The sequence below is a fragment of the Aquirufa lenticrescens genome (genome assembly GCF_019916085.1).
GTDB classification, from domain to species: domain Bacteria; phylum Bacteroidota; class Bacteroidia; order Cytophagales; family Spirosomataceae; genus Aquirufa; species Aquirufa lenticrescens.
In genome coordinates, this window is record NZ_CP049834.1 from 2,419,652 (window position 1) to 2,438,725 (window position 19,074).

The window sequence follows — 19,074 nt, forward strand, 5'->3', positions numbered from 1 at the left end:
CATTCATTTCAAACAAAGAAATAGAGAAAATAAACCGATAAGCCGAATTCTGTCAATGGTTACCCACCGTCCTATCATTTATCTTCGATAAACATCACTGTTTACCTGTAGCAATCTACCCACTAGCATCGGACGAGCCACCCTTTTGCCTTGCGACAGCTAGCCTATTTGATCTTGCAACGCGTGAGGTTTACCTAAGCCTGTTTTGTCACCAAACCAGCGGTGGGCTCTTACCCCACCTTTTCACCCTTACCCGAAGGCGGTAATTTTCTGTGGCACTTGCTGTTGAATCCGAAGATTCCCCTTCCAGTTAGGAAGCACGCCGCTCTATGTTGTTCGGACTTTCCTCTTTAAAAAGCGATAGGATAGTCTATTTTCTCTGATGCAAAGGTAAGATTTTATTTGGCCAAAGACCAATTCCCCTCAAAAGCACCCTCAAATAACACAGAGCTACTATCGAAATAGATCTTTTGAAAACGAACTCGTCCATTATTTGCCAGAGTAATCGAACTAGGAAGACGATTAAGAATTTGCTTCGACTGAAAATGGAAAGCTGCCGCCTGCGACTGCAATTTCTTTTGAATCCGTCCCCTAAATAAAGAAGCGGGAAAAGATAAACCTTGAAGTTGCGTTTCCTTTACTTGGATTCCGACCGAATTATCAGGATAAATCACAAAATCAAAATTAACAGCTAATTTGGATGATTTACCTTTAAATTGACCTAGTTGAAAGCTTAAACCCTCTTTTTGGAACACAAATGCCCCATTACCCTTCCAAGAAGGATTACTCTCCTTAATGGCTGCCATTAATTCAGGCCCCGATAGTTGAAATTGAAATGGAAGTATCGGCTTTCCAGCACCAGGTAAATCCTTCACTGGAATTAACAAAGTCGTCGGATTGCTTTGACCTGAAACCACCTTAAATCCACCCATATACCGTAATTGACCTTTGATGCTGCTTTGATCAAAACTCAAATCACGCAAATCCAAGGCAGAACTAGCCGCAGGTTCTATTCGGTATCCTGATGGCGAATCCGTAAAAAAAGATTGGAAAGCAAAAGGCTTAGTAGCTATTTTCTTGATTGCAGCATTTAACTGATCTTGCATTTGGGCTAAAATCAATGCCTTCTTTTGATTTAAGAGTTGATCCACCACTCCTGAAACGTTTACCGGAAAACCCATCACTTTCACAGAAGGCTTTTGGATCCACTGATAGTCATAGGCCACTTCTTTCACCTGCAAGGAGTTAATGCTCGCTAGATTCCATTTCAATTGCACTTTCATCGCTAAATCACCCGAAACGGTTCCGGCAGATATTCCTGCAAGTTCCGGTTTCGCCACCATCCTCACTGGCAAAGATAGACTTATGTGATCCTTTTGAATGGCGTGCAATTGAATAGGGGCTAATAAACGAACATCTAAAGGGAAATCAATCGTAGAAGAACCAGCCGAATTTTGGTAAAGTACAGAACCCGGCTTTAATTGACTTAAAGCAAATAAACTATCATAAGAAAGGGAAAAATCAATCGTAGTTAGTCCAGGCTTGATAGCAGGAAAACGATCCACATAAACTGACTTTTCAGCAATGGGAGCGGGAACTAGTGTTTTAGCACAAGAGCTGATAAAGACAAGAAGTAGAAATAGATAAATGCGCATAAAAAAAGAGACCTCAATCTTAAACGAAAAGACTGAGGCCTAATTATGTTTACATAATAAACTAGGTTAATAATCCACCGTTTACTGAAATAACTTGACCTGTTACATAAGAAGACATATCAGAACCTAAGAACAAACAAACATCAGCCACTTCCGTTGCTTGACCTCCCCTTTTCATTGGGATGGATTTTGTCCATTCTTCAATAGCTGCCTCATTTAATTCCTCTGTCATCTCGGTTTCTATAAATCCAGGTGCAATTGCATTGCAACGAATATTACGAGAACCTAATTCCAAGGCGACAGATTTTGTAAAACCAATAATACCCGCTTTCGAAGCTGCATAATTAGATTGACCTGCATTTCCTTTAATCCCTACAATGGAAGTCATATTAATGATAGAACCAGACTTCGCTTTCATCATAGGCTTCGTTACCGCTTTCGTTAAATTGAAAATAGATTTCAAATTCACACGAATCACCTCATCCCATTGGTCTTCTGACATACGCATTAGTAATCCATCACGCGTAATCCCAGCATTATTAATTAATATATCAATCGTCCCAAAATCAGCTAACACATCTTCTACTAATTTCTCAGACTCTGTGTAAGAAGAGGCATCTGAACGATAACCCTTAGCTGTAATTCCAAAAGCAGCTAATTCTTGTTCTAATGCTTGACCCTTCTCTACTGAAGACAAATAAGTGAAAGCAACATTGGCGCCAGATTTGGCAAAAGTTGTCGCAATAGCCCGACCGATACCGCGAGAGGCACCTGTCACTAAAACGACCTTGTTTTGTACTAATGACATATTATTTTTTTTGTTTGGTTAATTCTTTTCTTATTTTTCTGGCCAAAGTCAAGGCATCAGCCCCCTCTTCAAAATCAGCCACAATATATTCACCTTCTGCTAAAGCGCCTTTCAAAATCTCTTCCGCTAAAGCGTCTTCTAAGTATTTCTGAATCGCGCGATTTAACGGTCTCGCACCATATTGGGGATCATAGCCTTTGTCCGCCATGAAGTCTTTTGCTTTCTCCGTTAATTCCACTTCAAATCCAAGGTTAGCTAAACGCGTTTTCAACTTCGTTAACATCAAATCAATGATTTGGTGGATGGCAGGACGCTCTAACGAATTAAATACGATGATATCATCTAAACGGTTAATGAACTCAGGTGCGAAAGCTTTTTTCAACGCATTTTGAATGGTTGTCTTCGCATATTCATCCAAGTTATCCACTTTGGACTTCGTAGAGAATCCGATACCTGATCCAAAATCTTTCAAATCACGTGCCCCAATATTAGAAGTCATAATGATAATCGTATTTCTAAAATCAACACGACGACCTAAACCATCTGTCAAAATACCATCATCTAATACTTGCAATAACAAGTTAAACACATCAGGATGCGCCTTTTCAATCTCATCTAATAAAACTACCGCATAAGGCTTACGACGAATCTTTTCAGTCAACTGACCACCTTCTTCGTAACCCACGTATCCCGGAGGCGCTCCTACTAAACGAGATACACTGAATTTCTCCATGTACTCACTCATATCGATACGCACTAAAGCGTCTTCTTTATCGAATAAATAGGTAGCTAATACTTTAGCCATCTCTGTCTTTCCTACTCCCGTAGGTCCTAGGAAGATAAATGAACCAATAGGCTTCTTAGGATCTTTTAAACCTACGCGTGTACGCTGAATGGCCTTAACTAATTTTTTGATGGCATCCGGCTGACCTATTACTTGCTTCGAAAGTTGTTCCTCCATCTGCAATAATTTCTCGCCTTCTTTCGCCGCTACACGATTGACTGGAATACCTGTCATCTGAGCAATTACCTCCGCCACATTTTCTTCTGTGACCGTAAATTTCTGTTTCTTCGAATCCTCTTCCCAAGCCGCTTTCGATTGTTCCAATTGATCGATTAATTTCTTCTCGCGATCACGCAATTGAGCCGCCTCTTCGTATTTCTGAGACTTCACCACTTGGTTTTTCTCTTTCTTCACGATTTCGATTTGGCCTTCTAATGCCACAATATCTTCTGGTACATTGATATTAGAAATGTGCACTCTCGCGCCTACTTCATCTAACACATCAATCGCCTTATCTGGCAAGAAACGATCTGAAATATAGCGATCTGATAATTTAACCGCAGAAATGATCGATTCATCTGTATAAATCACGTGGTGGTGGTCCTCGTATTTATCTTTGATATTATGTAAGATTTCAATGGTTTCTTCGACTGTCGTAGCATCCACCATTACGGTTTGGAAACGACGAGCTAAAGCACCATCTTTCTCAATGTACTGACGGTATTCATCTAAGGTAGTTGCTCCGATAACTTGTATATCTCCACGCGCTAACGCAGGCTTGAACATATTCGAAGCATCTAAAGAACCCGAAGCACCACCAGCGCCTACAATCGTATGCAACTCATCAATAAACAAAATAACGTCTGTCGATTTCTCTAGTTCATTCATCACCGCTTTCATACGCTCTTCGAACTGACCACGGTATTTCGTACCAGCCACTAAAGACGCGATATCAAGCGTAACAACACGTTTGCCAAAAAGTACACGGGATACTTTCTTCTGCACAATGCGCAAGGCTAAGCCTTCCGCAATAGCTGTTTTACCCACACCGGGTTCACCGATCAAAATAGGGTTATTTTTCTTGCGGCGAGATAAAATCTGAGCCACACGTTCAATCTCTTTCTCGCGACCTACAATCGGATCAAGTTTTCCATTTTCAGCTACCTTAGTCAGATCACGACCGAAATTATCTAAAACAGGTGTTTTACTTTTTTCTCCTGGTTTAGAACCAGTTGCATTACCTGCACCAGCACCACCTGTAGAACCGGATCCAGCACTGTATAAACGAGAATCATCGTCATTATCGTCTGTATCCGAGCTGGCCTTAGGATTAGAACCTTGACCATTTCCTGATTGGAATTCTACCATTTCCTTAATTAAATCGTAATAAACTTGGTATTTTTCCAAAATCTGTGTCGCCACATTATCTTCATCACGTAAAACGGCCATTAATAAATGATCCGTTTCTACGACATTTGTTTTAAAGTATTTAGCCTCTAAATACGTCAAACGCAACACTTTTTCAGCTTGTTTAGTCAACGGAATATTTAACATATTCTCCCGATCAAAAGAAGAACGAGTAGTGGAAGCAGTAGAATGTTCGATGCTTTGGCGTAAAGAATCCAAAGAAACTCCTGAACGCAACAATAAATCAATACCTGGACCCTGTCCATCTCGAATCATCCCTAACATCAAGTGTTCAGTCCCAATATAATCGTGACCTAAACGCAATGCCTCTTCTCGCGCTAACGAGATGACTTCCTTCACTTTATTCGAAAATTTAGCCTCCATATTGTTCTATTTATTTCGTACAACTTACCTGCATCAACCACGTATGCCCCTAAATTGTTCCCTTTTTATTTTAAAAAAGTCAAAGACTCCTTTCCGTGATTCATCAATAAATCCAAAATCGACAAGTTCGGAACAAATTGCGTACCAAAACACTGTCGATAAGATCTATTTTGATAGATTGAACGCGTTGTCCAGTCTTTTTTTGCACTTATAGTATCATATTCACTTGATCCACTAAAAACTCCGAATTCTTCCGTCTTGTCAAATACCAAAGGCTCATCTAAAATACGGTATACAAAGCTCAAGAGATCAATATTTAAATCTACTAAAAAAAACCTTTTTTTTGCAAAGATTTGATGTAAATATGGCTCAAAATATTCGTAATAAGGTGCATTTCCATAGGCAGCTTGAATAGCTCCTTGGTGTTGCTTCATCCAATTTTGGGAATAATTAATCTTGGTATCCTTCGTTTTTGTTTTCACACCAGAAGTATGAATCACCGGAACCGTTAATCGCTCCACACCATTCGCTCCTAAAATCATACAACGATTCCGAAATGTCTGTTTAGGGAAATTTTCCTCCACCTCGAAAAGTATAGCCGGATGCTGAAGCAAAACCGTCATGTATTCTAGACTAGGCAAATAATGAGTCTCAATGTGCATTACCAAAAATAAATCGGATATTTGTAAAACGAAAGAACAAAGATAATAAGAATGAAAGCGTCTCCCCTGTTTCTGTACAAACTTATTGGAAGATTACCTCTACCGGTACTTTATGGATTCGCCTCTTTTTGCACCTTCTTATTTTATTACCTCATTCCCTACAGAAAAAAGGTGATTCAGGGCAATATGAAAAAGTCCTTCCCAACTCTTTCTGACAAAGAATTAGGCAAACTTACGTACCAATTTTATGGGTATTTAACAGATCAATTAGTCGAATTTTTTAAAGGGGTTTCTATCAGCAAAGATGAAATGCTTGATCGATTTGAGATCAAAAATGAAGACGTTGTGACTGACTTTATTAAAAAAGGAATTCCCGTCATATTAGTAGCTGGACATCAAGGAAATTGGGAATGGGCTATACACCGTTTAGCGCTGAGTAAGAATCCGCACGATGTGATTTACCAAAAGCTAAATAATCCTACTTTTAATGAATTTACGAAGCAAGTACGTTCGCGCTTTGGGCACGTAGTATTGTTAGAAAAAAGAGAATCAGTTTTACTTACAAGAGAACGTAAAGATATTCCTCGAGTCATTTGTTTAGCAGCTGACCAGGCTCCACAGAAACCTGAAAGCGCTTATTGGACGAACTTTTTACACCAAGATACGGCCTTCTTTACCGGAATGGAGCGTTTCGCGAGAGATTATCAATACCCAGTTGTGTTCGCAGAATTGATTCGAAAAAAGAGAGGAAAATATACGATGACCTACGAATTATTAGCGAATGTCCCTTTTGATGAATTAGCTCCAGGTGAAATTATTGAACGCTTTGCTCGTCGTTTGGAAAAATCCATCAATGCCTACCCAGAACAATACTTGTGGTCTCACCGACGCTGGAAACACAGTAAACCTGAAAAATTAAGCCTGAAGTGGTCTTAATTAAAAGCTGAACAATCACCTGCCCCTTCGCGAATAATTTCAAAGGAATCTTCTGAAATTTCAATCACACTGGAAGGTATATAACCACCAAACCCTCCATCTAATACTAAGTCTACAGCGTGGCCCCACCGATCCATAATTAGACTAGGATCCGTATACTCTTCTACCTCTAAATCATCATGAGGTAAAGACGTAGTTAAAAGAGGGGAACCTAAAAGGGAAACAATGGATAATACAGGCTCATAATCTGGTATACGTATCCCTACCGTTTTCTTTCCTTGCACTAACACAGATGGTACTTTAGAGCTAGCTGGTAGTACAAAAGTAAATGCACCTGGTAAATATCTTTTCAACGTTTTGAAGGCAAAATCAGATACTTTGGCATAATTCGCAATCGAACTTAAATCGGCGCAAATAAAGGAGAAACGGTTCTTAGAGGCTTGAATGCCTTTGATTTCACAGATCCGATTAACAGCCTTAGTCGAACCAATATGGCAACCTAAGGCATACATCGTATCCGTCTTATAAATTATCACAGCATCCTTTTCCAAGGCTTTCACTATCAGATCCAAAGTGGCCTGGCTGTTATTCTTATCATACAGACGAATGAGTTCTGCCATATTATTCGAAGAAATAATCTGTTTCTGACTCCTCTTGTTCTTCTTTTACCTGATCAATACTCGCATTGATTTCAAAACCAACTAGTAAGATTAAGGCAATAAAATACAACCAAACCATCAAGGCAATCAACGACCCAATCGAACCATAGACCTTATTATAACTAGCAAAGTTGACTAAATAATAGGAAAATAAATTCGTCACTAAAATGGTTAAAATAGAAGCAGTGATGGAGCCAGCGTTAAAGAACTTCCAACGCTTAGTAATGGCTGGAGCGTAATAATAGATAATGGAAATGGTTAAAAAGAAGATGGCGAATATCAGGAAGTAGGTTAAAATATTCAACATGTAGAAATTGAAATCATAATCAATTAAGCCCTTCCCTTTCAAATAACCGATAATTAATTTACCCACAATAAAGACAGAAAATGCAGTAATTAACACAAAGGTTAACAAGAAATTCAAGGAGACTGCGATCACCCGCTCTTTGAAAATCCCGCGATTCTCTTTCGTTTTATACGTTAAATTAAAGGAACGAATCAAAGCCTGAATACCACTTGTAGAAGCATATAGGGCGAATAAAAAACCAAAAGACAAAACACCCCCTGATTTCTTACGTATTAAATCAAGCAGCAATTCGGTGAAATCTTTTTGGAGATTTTTGGGAATGGATGACTTCAAAAAGTTCACCATTTTGATATCAAAATTATCTACCGGAATATAGGCTAATAAAGAGAATAAGAAGATAATCGTGGGGAAAACCGCTAAGGTGAAATTATAGGCCACTGCTGCAGCGCGCACGTCAATATCAAAATGAAATATCTTTTGGTATAAAATCGTCAAAATTCTAGCCAGGATATAATGATCCTCGCAATCTTTCCAAAACACCTTAATTTCTCTCCAAACCCGTCTAAGCATCAGTTCTCTTTTCTATAATAGCCGAAATCAACCATTCGGGTGCTTTCACCACTTTCTTTGTAGCTAAATCCATGAAGACTAATGTAGTCTTCCCTTCGTGCAATAAATCGTCACTCTGATTGAAAATTTTATATTCAAATTCGATGCGAGCAGAAGGCATTTTGATCAAAGTACATTCAATTCGCAATAAATCATCATATAAAGCTGGGGCGTGGTACTTCGAGTAATTTTCATATACCGGCAAACCAATTCCTGCATCTTCTAGTACCTTATAACTAACTCCAATACTTCGTAAAGTCTCTACTCGCGCAATTTCATAGAAACGTGCATAATTACCATAATACACATAACCCATTTGATCGGTATCTGCATAACAAACGCGGTACGAAACCTGGTGAGAGAGCATATTAATGTATTTTGTTTTGATCTAAAGCTTTCTGGTAATCCGCCGCATTTTGCATGTGTTCCTCATAAGTAACTGCAAAAGCGTGGTTCTCTGAAAAATCAGCTTTGGCACAGAAATACATATACTGATGGTGCTCTAAATTTAAGACCTTGTCAATTACGTCACTGGGAACAATCGAAATCGGACCCGGTGGCAATCCGGCATTCCTGTATGTATTGTAAGGAGAATTAAGCGCCGTATATTTACTCGTAACTCGCTTAATGGTAAAATCTTTCCAAGCAAAAACCACGGTTGGATCCGCTTGAAGCGGCATATTAGCTTGCAAACGATTCCAATATACCCCAGCGACACGTGCTTGCTCTTTTGGGTTTTTAGATTCCCCGTACACAATGCTGGCTAGAATAGAAACCTGAATAGGCGTCAACCCTAATTTCTGTGCTTCTGCCTTACGTTTTGATGTCCAAAACTTCACATAGGCCTTATTCATTTTCCCTAAAAATTCCGGAAATGAAGTAGTCCAATTAACCTCATAGGTATTTGGGATGAAAATGGCAGGACTTGTTTCAGAAGTAAATCCCCATTGTTGCATGAGTTCCGTTGAATCTAATACCGCATAAATTGCGGCTGAATCATAATCTGTTTGTTTTGCAATACGCCCAGCTATGTCTTCTTTTAATCTGAAATTGTTAATTACCACTTTATACGCATCCTGACGACCATTTCTTAGTTTACGTAGCAATTCCCAGTTCCCCATTTCACTGTGAATGATATATCTGCCCGGACGAATTTTCTCAGGATAGTTTAACACTTTAGCTAAGAAGCGAAAGCTTAATTGATCCCGTACTAAATCGTGCTTTTTTAACGTATCCAACACCGATTCAAAGGTCGATTTTTCTGGAATGAATAATTCGAAAGGTTGATTCGCTTCTACCCTAAAATTAGGTGTTTTAAATACCTGCCAAACGTAGTAAGAAAACATGGCCGAAACCAAGCTAAAAACCAAAATAAAAATCTTCAATCGCTTATTCGAAACCATATTAATCTAATATAAAATCTAACTGAAAACGAGAGGCTAAGGATTGTAAATCCTCTACTACTGGTTTTAATAAAGGAATTCCATCTACACGACGAATTGCTTCTAATTCGCGTTCTGGATCACCCGGAATAAGTACTTGCTTTCCTTCCACGGCTTTGGCAGATCTAAAACGACGAATCCACTTATCCATATCGTTTGCAAAATCTTCCGCAGGTCTAAAAGCATCCACACGCATCGCGCCTAAAAAATGCCCTGTTCCATTCCCTACCGTTTCTCCCGCTTGCATAAAACCAGCGGTCGCAAATGGAGGTACCCAAGGACCAAAATTCGCCCCCGACAAAACACCTGACAAAATATCAACAATAGCTCCTAATCCATATCCTTTATGGGAACCGTGTTCGCGGTCACCTCCTAGTGGTAATAAAGCTCCTCCATTTTTAATAGCAAATGCGTCGTTACAAGGATCCCCATTAGCATCTTGAACCCAACCGTCAGGTGTATCCAATCCCTTTCTTTGTAGAATTTCTAATTTACCATAAGCGACAGCAGTTGATGCGAAATCAGCCACAAAAGCTGGTTCTTCATTCGCAGGAATCGCTACAGCAATGGGATTAGTCCCTAATAATTTTTCTTTCGAAAAAGTGGGTGTAACTAAGGGTGCAGCGTGAGTCATGGCCCATCCAATCATTTGAGAAGGAAGTGCCTTCATCGCATGATAACCGGCAATTCCAAAGTGATTAGAGTTCTGAACTGCTACCCAACCGGTACCAGCTAAAGCGGCTTTTTCACAGGCAATTTCCATCGCCTTTGGCGCCACAATGAGTCCTAAACCACGATCTCCATCTAAAGTAGCTGTTGAAGGGGTCTCATGTAAAACTTTTACCTGGGGTTTTGTGTTTAATCTTCCGTTATCGAAGAGACGAACATAACCAGCTAAGCGAGCAACACCGTGTGAATCAATTCCACGAGCGTCAGCGGATACTAAAACATCCGAAGCTAGAGCCGCATCTTCGTCACTACAACCGATGGCCGTAAAAACAGAAGCTACATATTTTTTCAGTAAATGATAATCTGCCTGCATAGTATGAACTAAACCACAAAGATAAATAGAACTATTGGTAATAATATTGCCAAAATGAACCTAAATTTGAACCATTAATCATCAACCCTATGAACATTATATCCTCCGCCTGGTTTTGGATTACCATTGTTGCTATCCTAGTTATTATTCGAGATGTTTTCATTCAAAAAAGCCACACCATCACACATAATTTCCCTATCGTAGGTCATTTTAGGTATTGGCTAGAACAAATAGGACCTGAATTAAGACAATACATCGTAGCAAACAACCGAGAAGAATTACCTTTTAATCGCCAAGAGCGTTCCTGGATTTATGCATCTTCTAAGAATGAGAATAATTTACAGGGTTTTGGGACCGATCAGGATTTTAGCTCTCCTGGTTATATTTTTATCAAAAATGCCATGATGGGATTTAATCCATCAAAAGATCATTTATACCATAAAAACCCGGGTGTTTTACCTGCAGCTAAAGTCATTGGATTATACCATAAAAGAGCGAAACCATTCCGCCCCTATTCCATTGTCAATATTTCCGGAATGTCATATGGTTCTCTATCCGCAAAAGCAGTTGAATCATTAAATAAAGGCGCTCTATTAGCTGGTTGCTATCACAATACAGGAGAAGGATCTTTATCACCCTACCACCAAAACGGTGCTGATGTGATGTTAAACATTGGTACTGCCTATTTTGGTGTCAGAGAACTAGATGGCCGCTTTTCAATGGATAAATTAAAGGAAAAGGTCGAAGAAAATCCATGCATTAAAGCCATCGAATTAAAGCTTTCTCAAGGAGCTAAACCTGGAAAAGGGGGAATGCTTCCAAAATCAAAAATCAATAAAGAAATAGCCGAAATACGTCATATCCCAATGGATCAAGATGCTATGTCGCCCGCTTTTCACTCGGAATTCTCCACCGTTCCAGAAATGGTATATTTCATTGAATCGATGGCTGCAGAAACAGGCTTACCGGTAGGTGTCAAATCTGCCATCGGTAAATTAGAACAATGGGAGGAATTAGCCGCTTACATGGAAAAATACGGTAAAGGTCCTGATTTCATAACCATTGATGGAGGTGAAGGAGGAACAGGTGCCGCTCCTCACGCGTTTGCTGACCACGTTTCTATGCCATTTACTTTTGCTTTTGCAAAGGTCTACCAAATATTCCAACGTCATAACCTAACCGATAAAATCTTCTTCATTGCCTCAGGAAAATTAGGCTTCCCGGAAAAAGCCTTAATGGCCTTTGCCATGGGAGCAGATAGTATTCACATTGCTCGCGAAGCAATGATGTCGATTGGTTGCATTCAAGCACAAAAATGCCATACAAACCATTGCCCCACTGGAATTGCTACCTCTAATAAATGGTTACAGTCCGGTATAGATGTGACACTAAAAAGTGAGCGCTATTACCGTTACCACTATACCCTGGTGAAAGAAATTGCCGAAATTACGCATGCTTGTGGTTATGAGCACCCTACTCAGATGACAATGGATGATATCGAATGGTCAATGGGTGACAATAACCGAACAATGGCACTTTCTAAGGCTTTGGGATATACAAAAACGGAGACAGCCTATGCCGGATTAGAAGAATTAGTCAAATGTCCGCATTTAGGTGGTCTAAATGCAAGAAAACGGCTATCTTTGTAATATGTTATCAATATCGAATTTAAACTTCTATTTCGGAAGTCGCGCCTTATACGAAGGAGCTAGTTTACACATCAAGCCTAAGACTAAAATTGGTTTAATTGGTGCTAATGGTACCGGTAAATCTACTTTATTACGCTTAATTTCCGGTGAATACACACCTGATGGCGGAACCATTTCAAAGTCTGGTGATTGCACCATTGGTTTCCTAAACCAAGATCTATTGTCCTATCAAACGGATGACAGTATCTTGAATGTAGCCATGCAGGCTTTTGAAAAGCAATTAGAACTACAGAAAGATATTGATAAGGTACTTCATAAAATGGAAACCAATTATGAAGATAAAGACATTGACGTATTAGCAAAGCTACAGGAAGATTTTGAGCGTTTGGATGGTTATACGATCCAATCACGTACCGAAGAGATCTTAGAAGGTTTAGGATTTAGCACGAGTGATTTAGATCGTCCGTTGAAACTATTTTCTGGAGGATGGCGTATGCGGGTGATGTTAGCGAAGTTGTTGTTACAAAAACCGGCCTTACTCCTACTGGATGAGCCTACTAACCACTTGGACTTACCGTCCATCGAATGGGTTGAAAAGTACATCCATGATTATGAAGGCTCCATCGTGGTAGTATCCCACGATCGTTATTTCTTAGATCGTACTATTGATAATATTGCCGAAGTTTCCGGTGCAAAAATCACCCTATATCCAGGTAACTATTCTTTCTATATGGAAGAAAAGGCACTTCGTAATGAGATTCAAAAAGGAGCATTTGAGAACCAACAATCTCAAATTCGCCAAACTGAACGCTTCATTGAGCGTTTTAAGGCCAAAGCTTCTAAAGCTAGACAAGTACAATCGCGCGTAAAAGCCTTAGATAAAATCGATATCATTGATGATGTGATTGATGAAAAGGCAAAGGTTAATTTCAAGTTTAACTTTGGAACAGAACCGGGTCGTTTCATCTTGTTTTTAGAACATATTTCCAAAGCTTTTGGAGAGAAAGTCATCTTAAAAAACACCTCAGCGACAATCAATAGAGGGGATAAAATTGCCTTAATCGGCGCAAACGGAAAAGGTAAGTCGACTTTATTGCGTATCATTTCAGGTACTGAACAAATCGAAGGTGAAAGAAGAACTGGTCACAACGTGATCGAATCCTTCTTCGCACAGCACCAATTAGAGAGTTTAACGGTTGAGAATACCTTAATTGAGGAATTAAAAGGAACAGGGACCACAAAGACCGAAATGGAATTACGATCGGTATTAGGTTGTTTCTTGTTCTCAGGAGAAGAAGTTTTCAAAAAGATCAAGGTCCTTTCTGGCGGAGAGAAATCGCGTGTAGCTTTGGCTAAAGTATTAATCTCCGAAGCGAACTTCCTTTTACTCGATGAGCCTACCAATCACTTGGATATGCAATCAGTAAATATCTTGATTCAAGCCTTACAACAATACGAAGGGACGTATGTAGTCGTTTCCCACGACCGTTATTTCGTTAGTAATATCGCAAACAAGATTTGGTACATAGAGGATCACGAAATCAAAGAATATCCAGGCTCATTTGATGAATATGAAACTTGGATGGCTACGCGAGAAACATCCAAACCTGTTTCTGTGAAGGCAGCGGTTAAAGCAAAGCCAGAGTTAGCTCCAGTAGAAGCTAAAACACCTAATCAAGCTAAGCAAATAGAAAAGCTAGAGGCTGAAATTATGGAAATCGAAAATCGAATTGCAGCTATTGAAGCCCAAATGGTCGATTTAGCGAATCAAGCTGACTACGCAGGCCTAAAGCAATTAGAAGCGTCACTCGCAGCTGAAAAAGCAAATTTATCTGAAATAACCACAGCGTGGGAAGCATTAATTTAAAAAAATGAAGACCTATATCTCGCTGTTGCTTTTTCTAGGTCTTCCTTTTTCCATTTTCTCCCAAATTGCTTCTCGCATACATCATTCGAACATTCAAACGGCATTTATTCAATCAGCTAATAAATACCTACATCCAAATGTCGTACTGAATTTAGGTTCTTCACCTGAGGCTACCTTACAATTTGATGACTTAGCACTCACCTATCCCTCCTATTATTTCCGAGTAATCCATTGCCAAGCGGATTGGAAACCATCCCCACTTTCTGACATAGAATATTTAGCAGATTTCAACGACATTCCCCTTCGAAATCCTGAATCTTCAATAGGCACTAAAGTGCCCTATTTACATTACGCCGTGCCTATTCCAAGCTTAAAAGTCAGTGGGAATTACATAGCAATGGTATATAATAAACGCAATAAGCGGGATACTGTTCTTTGTGTTCGATTCTCAGTGGCAGAACAATTGGTAAAAGTGCAGACTTCTGTTTCATTTGCCAAAACCAATACCTTACGAGCCAGCCATCAAGTCATTGATTTCAAACTACACATTCCCCCAAGCTTGAATTTTGCGGGCGACGAACAGCTAAGTATCCAAGTTCGGCAAAATCACCAATCAGATAACTTATTAAAAAAATTACCCATTGGGCAGTATAATCTTCAAGAAAATAGCCTAACATTCCCCTTCTTTGGCCAAGAAAACGCCTTTGCTGGCTCTAATGAATTCAGACTTATTGATCTTCGCAGTTCCCAACAAAAACTTTCTTTCGTAGATCAAATCATCACAGGAGATAAAATCAACGTGCTTAAAGTACAAGTGGAGCAAGCACAAGGATTATTTCCATACGTTCAAAGAAATGACCTAAATGGCGCTTATGTGGTTGAATCGTATGAAAATAGAGAGAATCCATTACAGGCTGACTATGTGGAATGTACCTTTCGATTAAAGCCATCAGAGTCAATACAAGATGCCTATGTGGTAGGAGGATTTAATGATTTTAAGTTAAATGCTCCCTTACACTTAAACCCATCAACTGGCTTTCTTGAAAATACCCAAATGCTAAAACAGGGCGTTTATAACTACCAGTTTAAATGCAAAAATCCCCCTAATGTAACATTAGAGGGAAATTATGCTCAAACCGAAAACCTCTACGAGTTACTCGTTTATTATCAAAAACCAGGAACACGATATGATTCGCTGGTGGGGTATACTACCGTGGTCAGTGGACAGTAGTCAGTGTTTATACGTTAAAGCGGAAGTGCATAATGTCTCCATCTTGCACCACATATTCCTTGCCTTCAACACTTAACTTACCTGCTTCTTTACATCCTGCTTCGGTTTTATAAGCCACATAGTCTGCTAACTTAATAACTTCAGCACGGATAAATCCACGTTCAAAATCAGTGTGAATTACACCCGCAGCTGCTGGTGCCTTCCATCCTTTTTGAATAGTCCAGGCGCGTACTTCTTGTACACCCGCAGTGAAATAGGTGATTAAATTTAATAAGTGGTACGAACTACGAATTAATTTATCTAAACCAGATTCTTTTAAACCATATTCCTCTAAGAACATGGTACGATCGTCTAAGTCTTCCATTTCAGCAATTTGAGCTTCTAATGCAGCACAAACTACCACTACTTCTGCATTTTCAGGAGCCACATTTGCCTTCAATTGATCTACGTATTGGTTTCCACCCGCTGCAATCGATGCTTCATCCACATTAGCCACGTATATTACGGGCTTATCAGTCAATAAATATAAATCACCTATAGCCGTTTGACGAAGCTCATCATCCATTACAACCGTACGAGCGGATTTACCTTCTTCTAAGGTTGCTTTGAACTGTTGCAACGCAGCCAATTCTGCTTTTGCCTTAGCATCACCTGCCTTAGCAGCGCGTTCTGTCTTAGAAATCTTCTTATCTACTGAATCCAAATCTTTAATTTGCAATTCTAAATCGATAATCTCTTTATCACTTACTGGATTTACACGGCCCTCTACGTGAACGATATTTTCATCTTCAAAACAACGAACGACGTGAATAATCGCATCTACTTCCCGGATATTAGCTAAGAATTTGTTTCCCAAACCAGCCCCAGTTGAAGCCCCCTTCACTAAACCCGCAATGTCAGTAAATTCGATTACAGTAGGCAAAATGCGGTTTGGATTAACTAATTCAGCTAAAACGTTCAAACGATTATCTGGCACAGTTACAATTCCCACATTCGGCTCAATTGTACAAAATGGATAATTCGCTGCTTCCGCCTTATTAGAAGAAATAGCACTAAACAAAGTTGATTTACCCACATTAGGCAATCCGACAATTCCACAAGTTAATCCCATAGTAATTTTAAAAATGAAAGCACAAAAGTACGGTTAAAAATCAAAAAGCCTCTGATTTCTCAGAGGCTTTTTCGAATATTTTAAGGATAATTACTCCCATTTCAACTCACTGTTCCCAAATTCATCTTCATCGCGATTAAATGAAGAGAAATCTACATCAGGCATTAATTCTGTCTTCACGTGATTAACCGCCTCATTTAATCCTTCTACAAATTTATCGAAATCTTCTTTGTACAAAAACATCTTATGTTTCTCATAAACGAAGCCATCCTCTTTCTGGTGACGGCGACTTTCTGTGATTGTAATGTAATAATCTTGAGAGCGGGTTGACTTCACATCAAAAAAATACGTTCTCTTTCCTGCCCGAATACGTTTAGAAAATAATTCTTCTCTATCTCTTTCTTCCACTGGTATTTAAATTATGGTTTCACAATGTGTAAATCTACTATTTATTCTCATTCACTCAAAAAAAATCAATAGAATTAAGAAGCGCCTATAAACCTATAGATTTTTAATTCCCAATTTAAACCTACATCTTTACAATCATCATATAACTTTTTAATGATAAAAATACCATCAATAATACTATTGATTTGCACATTTTTATCTCTAAATGCTTACTCACAGGATTTAGGATATGAAAAAGTAGGAATTGCCTCATTCTATGCCAACTCGTTTTATGGCAAAAAAACGGCTAGTGGAGAGAAACTGAAAAAGACCTTATTAACGGCTGCTCATAAACGTTTTCCATTCAATACGTTAGTGGAAGTGACTAACCTCGCTAATCGCAAAAGCGTCATTGTTCGTATTAATGATCGTGGGCCGTACAAAAAAGGACGCGTCATAGATTTATCTGAAGCAGCTGCTAAAAAATTAAACCTAAAGAAAATTGGTTTAGTTAAGGTAAAGATTAAAATCGTAGGATTCGAGAATGAATTAATGCTCATCCCCTATCAAAAATTATCCTTAGTTAGCACACCAAAATTCAGCCGAAACTTCTACCAAAAATCACGTCTAAAATACAAGACGCATTATAAAATGAAGAAGAACGTCAAACATAAAAAGTACATCAATAAGAAGTACTTAAAACGATAAACTTATTTACGTCTTGTCTCTAAGTACTGAATAAAGTCCTTTAAATTTTCCACCGGTATTCGTTTACCCACAATCTTCTTTTGCTGATCAAGCACATAAACCACGGGTGTGGAGTAGACATCAAATGTATTTCTAAAATCAGTGTAGTATTCTTCTTTACCGGTTTGTGGATTTAAGTGAATATCAATTCCATTGATCCAAGAACCTATTTTAAATTCCGATATGAACTTTTTCCAAGCAGCTTTATCGCGTACGATAGAACTTGCCACAACTCCAATATTTTTACTTTTAAAATAATCATTCAAAGCAGCTAATTTAGGTGCTTCTTGTTTGCAATGACTACACTCGGGATCATAAATAAAGACAACTGTATATTTAAAAGGTAATGAAGCCATATTAATTTCCTTTCCTGCAATATCAGTTAAATGCATCTTAGGAAATGATTTACCCACCAGCAATGGTTTAATAATCGCTAATCGTTCTTTCATTCTCCTTACCGTACTCGTATCCCACAAAGCAGGTTCACCTATGTAGTATTTCTCTGCTAAATGAACAAATGCTCCTTCCGTTCCTAAAATAGGATTGTTCTCGTATGTACTCGCAATTTTATAGATGATGTAGCGACGCACCTCGGTATCCTTGGCTTTCTGTAGAATTAAATCTGATTCCCTTGAAATGGAATCTGGATCCTGAACGACTAAATCTTTAAAGAAACGTTCTAATTTACGTTGTAAAAAAGGAGTGCGAACCATGCGCTCATCTCCTAAATCCATCCCATCAAAATAATGCTTTTTATAGTATTGGTACTGGTACATCTGCATTTTAGTCGTATCCGATTTAGAACGTAATTCTCCTCTATAGGCAGGTATTTCTGGATCAAAGGAAGATTCAATGAGTTTAGAAACGAACAAAGTGGCATTAGCCTTTTTCCATTGCTGTTGAAATTGCTGCACTTCTAATTGTGCATTTTTTCTTGCAACTGGTGAAAGTGAAGGTTGATTTAACTGGGTATATAGCTCATTCATCTTACGCTGAAAGGCATAAAAAGCAGTATTTTCTGAAGAATTCGAGAACGTAATAGTCTTTATTATATCGGTCGTGTCTAAGGAGAAAGAGAAATTTGGATCCTCTATCACCACATCAATGTATTTGGATTTAAGAAAGGATATCAGGTATAATCCCTTTGGCAGTACTTCAGCACCTTTAAATTCAAACTCTCCATCCTCATTCGCCAGCACCGTATCTTTGATGACTTGTTGATTATAGCCAAAGTAGTGCGCTAAATACACCTCAGATTTAGAGAGACCTTTTATTTTACCCTTAATTTCATATTGCGCATTAGAAATAAAGACAAACAGAAAAATAAAAAGAAGAGTACCGACTACTTTCATAAGATTAGAATAAATTTGTGTCTCAATCCTCAAAT

The 19,074-nt window shown here is 38.7% G+C and carries 17 protein-coding genes and 1 other RNA gene; 5 read left to right on the forward strand and 13 right to left on the reverse strand.

Features of this window, described 5'->3' with window-relative positions; all coding sequences use genetic code 11:
- Positions 1-22: 22 nt before the first annotated feature.
- The 5 genes from rnpB to G9X62_RS10870 form a co-directional block, all read right to left on the reverse strand.
- Positions 23-377, reverse strand: an RNA gene (rnpB, locus tag G9X62_RS10850) — RNase P RNA component class A.
- A gap of 21 nt (positions 378-398) precedes the next feature.
- Positions 399-1,655, reverse strand: a complete 1,257-nt coding sequence (locus G9X62_RS10855; RefSeq protein WP_223130723.1) for a DUF4403 family protein — start codon at positions 1,653-1,655, stop codon at positions 399-401.
- A gap of 61 nt (positions 1,656-1,716) precedes the next feature.
- The gene (gene fabG / locus G9X62_RS10860; RefSeq protein ID WP_223130724.1) at positions 1,717-2,463 is read right to left on the reverse strand and encodes a 3-oxoacyl-[acyl-carrier-protein] reductase; all 747 of its coding nucleotides are present in this window, start codon (positions 2,461-2,463) and stop codon (positions 1,717-1,719) included.
- A 1-nt stretch (position 2,464) separates the two neighbouring features.
- The gene (locus G9X62_RS10865) at positions 2,465-5,038 is read right to left on the reverse strand and encodes an ATP-dependent Clp protease ATP-binding subunit (protein WP_223130725.1); all 2,574 of its coding nucleotides are present in this window, start codon (positions 5,036-5,038) and stop codon (positions 2,465-2,467) included.
- Positions 5,039-5,103: 65 nt separating this feature from the next.
- Positions 5,104-5,700, reverse strand: coding sequence for a WbqC family protein (locus G9X62_RS10870; RefSeq protein ID WP_223130726.1), 597 nt, complete (start codon positions 5,698-5,700; stop codon positions 5,104-5,106).
- 51 nt (positions 5,701-5,751) lie between these two features.
- Here G9X62_RS10870 and G9X62_RS10875 point away from each other — a divergent pair, with 51 nt between their 5' ends.
- Entirely contained in the window at positions 5,752-6,636 is an 885-nt protein-coding gene (locus G9X62_RS10875) for a lysophospholipid acyltransferase family protein (protein ID WP_223130727.1), read from the forward strand.
- On the opposite strand, the gene G9X62_RS10880 is transcribed toward G9X62_RS10875, so the two are convergent.
- Genes G9X62_RS10880 through G9X62_RS10900 form a run of 5 tightly spaced genes read right to left on the reverse strand, consistent with a single transcriptional unit; the run spans position 6,633 to position 10,695 of the window.
- On the reverse strand, positions 6,633-7,256 hold the full coding sequence (locus G9X62_RS10880) for an L-threonylcarbamoyladenylate synthase (protein ID WP_223130728.1): 624 nt from the start codon (positions 7,254-7,256) through the stop codon (positions 6,633-6,635). The genes G9X62_RS10875 and G9X62_RS10880 overlap by 4 nt on opposite strands.
- Before the next feature lies 1 nt (position 7,257).
- Positions 7,258-8,172, reverse strand: coding sequence for a YihY/virulence factor BrkB family protein (locus tag G9X62_RS10885; RefSeq protein WP_223130729.1), 915 nt, complete (start codon positions 8,170-8,172; stop codon positions 7,258-7,260).
- Positions 8,165-8,578, reverse strand: a complete 414-nt coding sequence (locus G9X62_RS10890) for an acyl-CoA thioesterase (protein WP_223130730.1) — start codon at positions 8,576-8,578, stop codon at positions 8,165-8,167. Before G9X62_RS10890 ends, G9X62_RS10885 begins: the two co-directional genes overlap by 8 nt.
- Position 8,579: 1 nt before the next feature.
- The gene (gene mltG / locus G9X62_RS10895) at positions 8,580-9,614 is read right to left on the reverse strand and encodes an endolytic transglycosylase MltG (protein WP_261345518.1); all 1,035 of its coding nucleotides are present in this window, start codon (positions 9,612-9,614) and stop codon (positions 8,580-8,582) included.
- 1 nt (position 9,615) lies between these two features.
- Entirely contained in the window at positions 9,616-10,695 is a 1,080-nt protein-coding gene (locus G9X62_RS10900) for an Ldh family oxidoreductase (protein WP_223130732.1), read from the reverse strand.
- A gap of 89 nt (positions 10,696-10,784) precedes the next feature.
- Between G9X62_RS10900 and G9X62_RS10905 the strand changes: the two genes are divergently transcribed.
- The 3 genes from G9X62_RS10905 to G9X62_RS10915 are packed head-to-tail and all read left to right on the forward strand — an operon-like array spanning position 10,785 to position 15,442.
- Positions 10,785-12,344, forward strand: coding sequence for an FMN-binding glutamate synthase family protein (locus G9X62_RS10905; protein ID WP_223130733.1), 1,560 nt, complete (start codon positions 10,785-10,787; stop codon positions 12,342-12,344).
- A gap of 1 nt (position 12,345) precedes the next feature.
- The gene (locus G9X62_RS10910; protein WP_223130734.1) at positions 12,346-14,211 is read left to right on the forward strand and encodes an ABC-F family ATP-binding cassette domain-containing protein; all 1,866 of its coding nucleotides are present in this window, start codon (positions 12,346-12,348) and stop codon (positions 14,209-14,211) included.
- A 4-nt stretch (positions 14,212-14,215) separates the two neighbouring features.
- On the forward strand, positions 14,216-15,442 hold the full coding sequence (locus tag G9X62_RS10915) for a type IX secretion system plug protein (protein ID WP_223130735.1): 1,227 nt from the start codon (positions 14,216-14,218) through the stop codon (positions 15,440-15,442).
- 7 nt (positions 15,443-15,449) lie between these two features.
- On the opposite strand, the gene ychF is transcribed toward G9X62_RS10915, so the two are convergent.
- Positions 15,450-16,553, reverse strand: a complete 1,104-nt coding sequence (gene ychF, locus G9X62_RS10920) for a redox-regulated ATPase YchF (RefSeq protein ID WP_223130736.1) — start codon at positions 16,551-16,553, stop codon at positions 15,450-15,452.
- A gap of 90 nt (positions 16,554-16,643) precedes the next feature.
- Positions 16,644-16,961, reverse strand: coding sequence for a DUF3276 family protein (locus G9X62_RS10925; RefSeq protein WP_223130737.1), 318 nt, complete (start codon positions 16,959-16,961; stop codon positions 16,644-16,646).
- Positions 16,962-17,114: 153 nt separating this feature from the next.
- Here G9X62_RS10925 and G9X62_RS10930 point away from each other — a divergent pair, with 153 nt between their 5' ends.
- Positions 17,115-17,648 (forward strand): septal ring lytic transglycosylase RlpA family protein, encoded by a 534-nt coding sequence (locus G9X62_RS10930; RefSeq protein WP_223130738.1) that lies wholly within the window; start codon positions 17,115-17,117, stop codon positions 17,646-17,648.
- Positions 17,649-17,650: 2 nt separating this feature from the next.
- On the opposite strand, the gene G9X62_RS10935 is transcribed toward G9X62_RS10930, so the two are convergent.
- On the reverse strand, positions 17,651-19,039 hold the full coding sequence (locus G9X62_RS10935) for a DUF4369 domain-containing protein (protein ID WP_223130739.1): 1,389 nt from the start codon (positions 19,037-19,039) through the stop codon (positions 17,651-17,653).
- Between the last annotated feature and the right edge of the window lie 35 nt (positions 19,040-19,074).

Bases quoted from the DNA above. Each gene is read 5' to 3' on its own strand.
- G9X62_RS10855 (WP_223130723.1), bottom strand. From the start codon at position 1,655: ATGCGCATTTATCTATTTCTACTTCTTGTCTTTATCAGCTCTTGTGCT.
- fabG (WP_223130724.1), bottom strand. From the start codon at position 2,463: ATGTCATTAGTACAAAACAAGGTCGTTTTAGTGACAGGTGCCTCTCGC.
- G9X62_RS10865 (WP_223130725.1), bottom strand. From the start codon at position 5,038: ATGGAGGCTAAATTTTCGAATAAAGTGAAGGAAGTCATCTCGTTAGCG.
- G9X62_RS10870 (WP_223130726.1), bottom strand. From the start codon at position 5,700: ATGCACATTGAGACTCATTATTTGCCTAGTCTAGAATACATGACGGTT.
- G9X62_RS10875 (WP_223130727.1), top strand. From the start codon at position 5,752: ATGAAAGCGTCTCCCCTGTTTCTGTACAAACTTATTGGAAGATTACCT.
- G9X62_RS10880 (WP_223130728.1), bottom strand. From the start codon at position 7,256: ATGGCAGAACTCATTCGTCTGTATGATAAGAATAACAGCCAGGCCACT.
- G9X62_RS10885 (WP_223130729.1), bottom strand. From the start codon at position 8,172: ATGCTTAGACGGGTTTGGAGAGAAATTAAGGTGTTTTGGAAAGATTGC.
- G9X62_RS10890 (WP_223130730.1), bottom strand. From the start codon at position 8,578: ATGCTCTCTCACCAGGTTTCGTACCGCGTTTGTTATGCAGATACCGAT.
- mltG (WP_261345518.1), bottom strand. From the start codon at position 9,614: ATGGTTTCGAATAAGCGATTGAAGATTTTTATTTTGGTTTTTAGCTTG.
- G9X62_RS10900 (WP_223130732.1), bottom strand. From the start codon at position 10,695: ATGCAGGCAGATTATCATTTACTGAAAAAATATGTAGCTTCTGTTTTT.
- G9X62_RS10905 (WP_223130733.1), top strand. From the start codon at position 10,785: ATGAACATTATATCCTCCGCCTGGTTTTGGATTACCATTGTTGCTATC.
- G9X62_RS10910 (WP_223130734.1), top strand. From the start codon at position 12,346: ATGTTATCAATATCGAATTTAAACTTCTATTTCGGAAGTCGCGCCTTA.
- G9X62_RS10915 (WP_223130735.1), top strand. From the start codon at position 14,216: ATGAAGACCTATATCTCGCTGTTGCTTTTTCTAGGTCTTCCTTTTTCC.
- ychF (WP_223130736.1), bottom strand. From the start codon at position 16,553: ATGGGATTAACTTGTGGAATTGTCGGATTGCCTAATGTGGGTAAATCA.
- G9X62_RS10930 (WP_223130738.1), top strand. From the start codon at position 17,115: ATGATAAAAATACCATCAATAATACTATTGATTTGCACATTTTTATCT.
- G9X62_RS10935 (WP_223130739.1), bottom strand. From the start codon at position 19,039: ATGAAAGTAGTCGGTACTCTTCTTTTTATTTTTCTGTTTGTCTTTATT.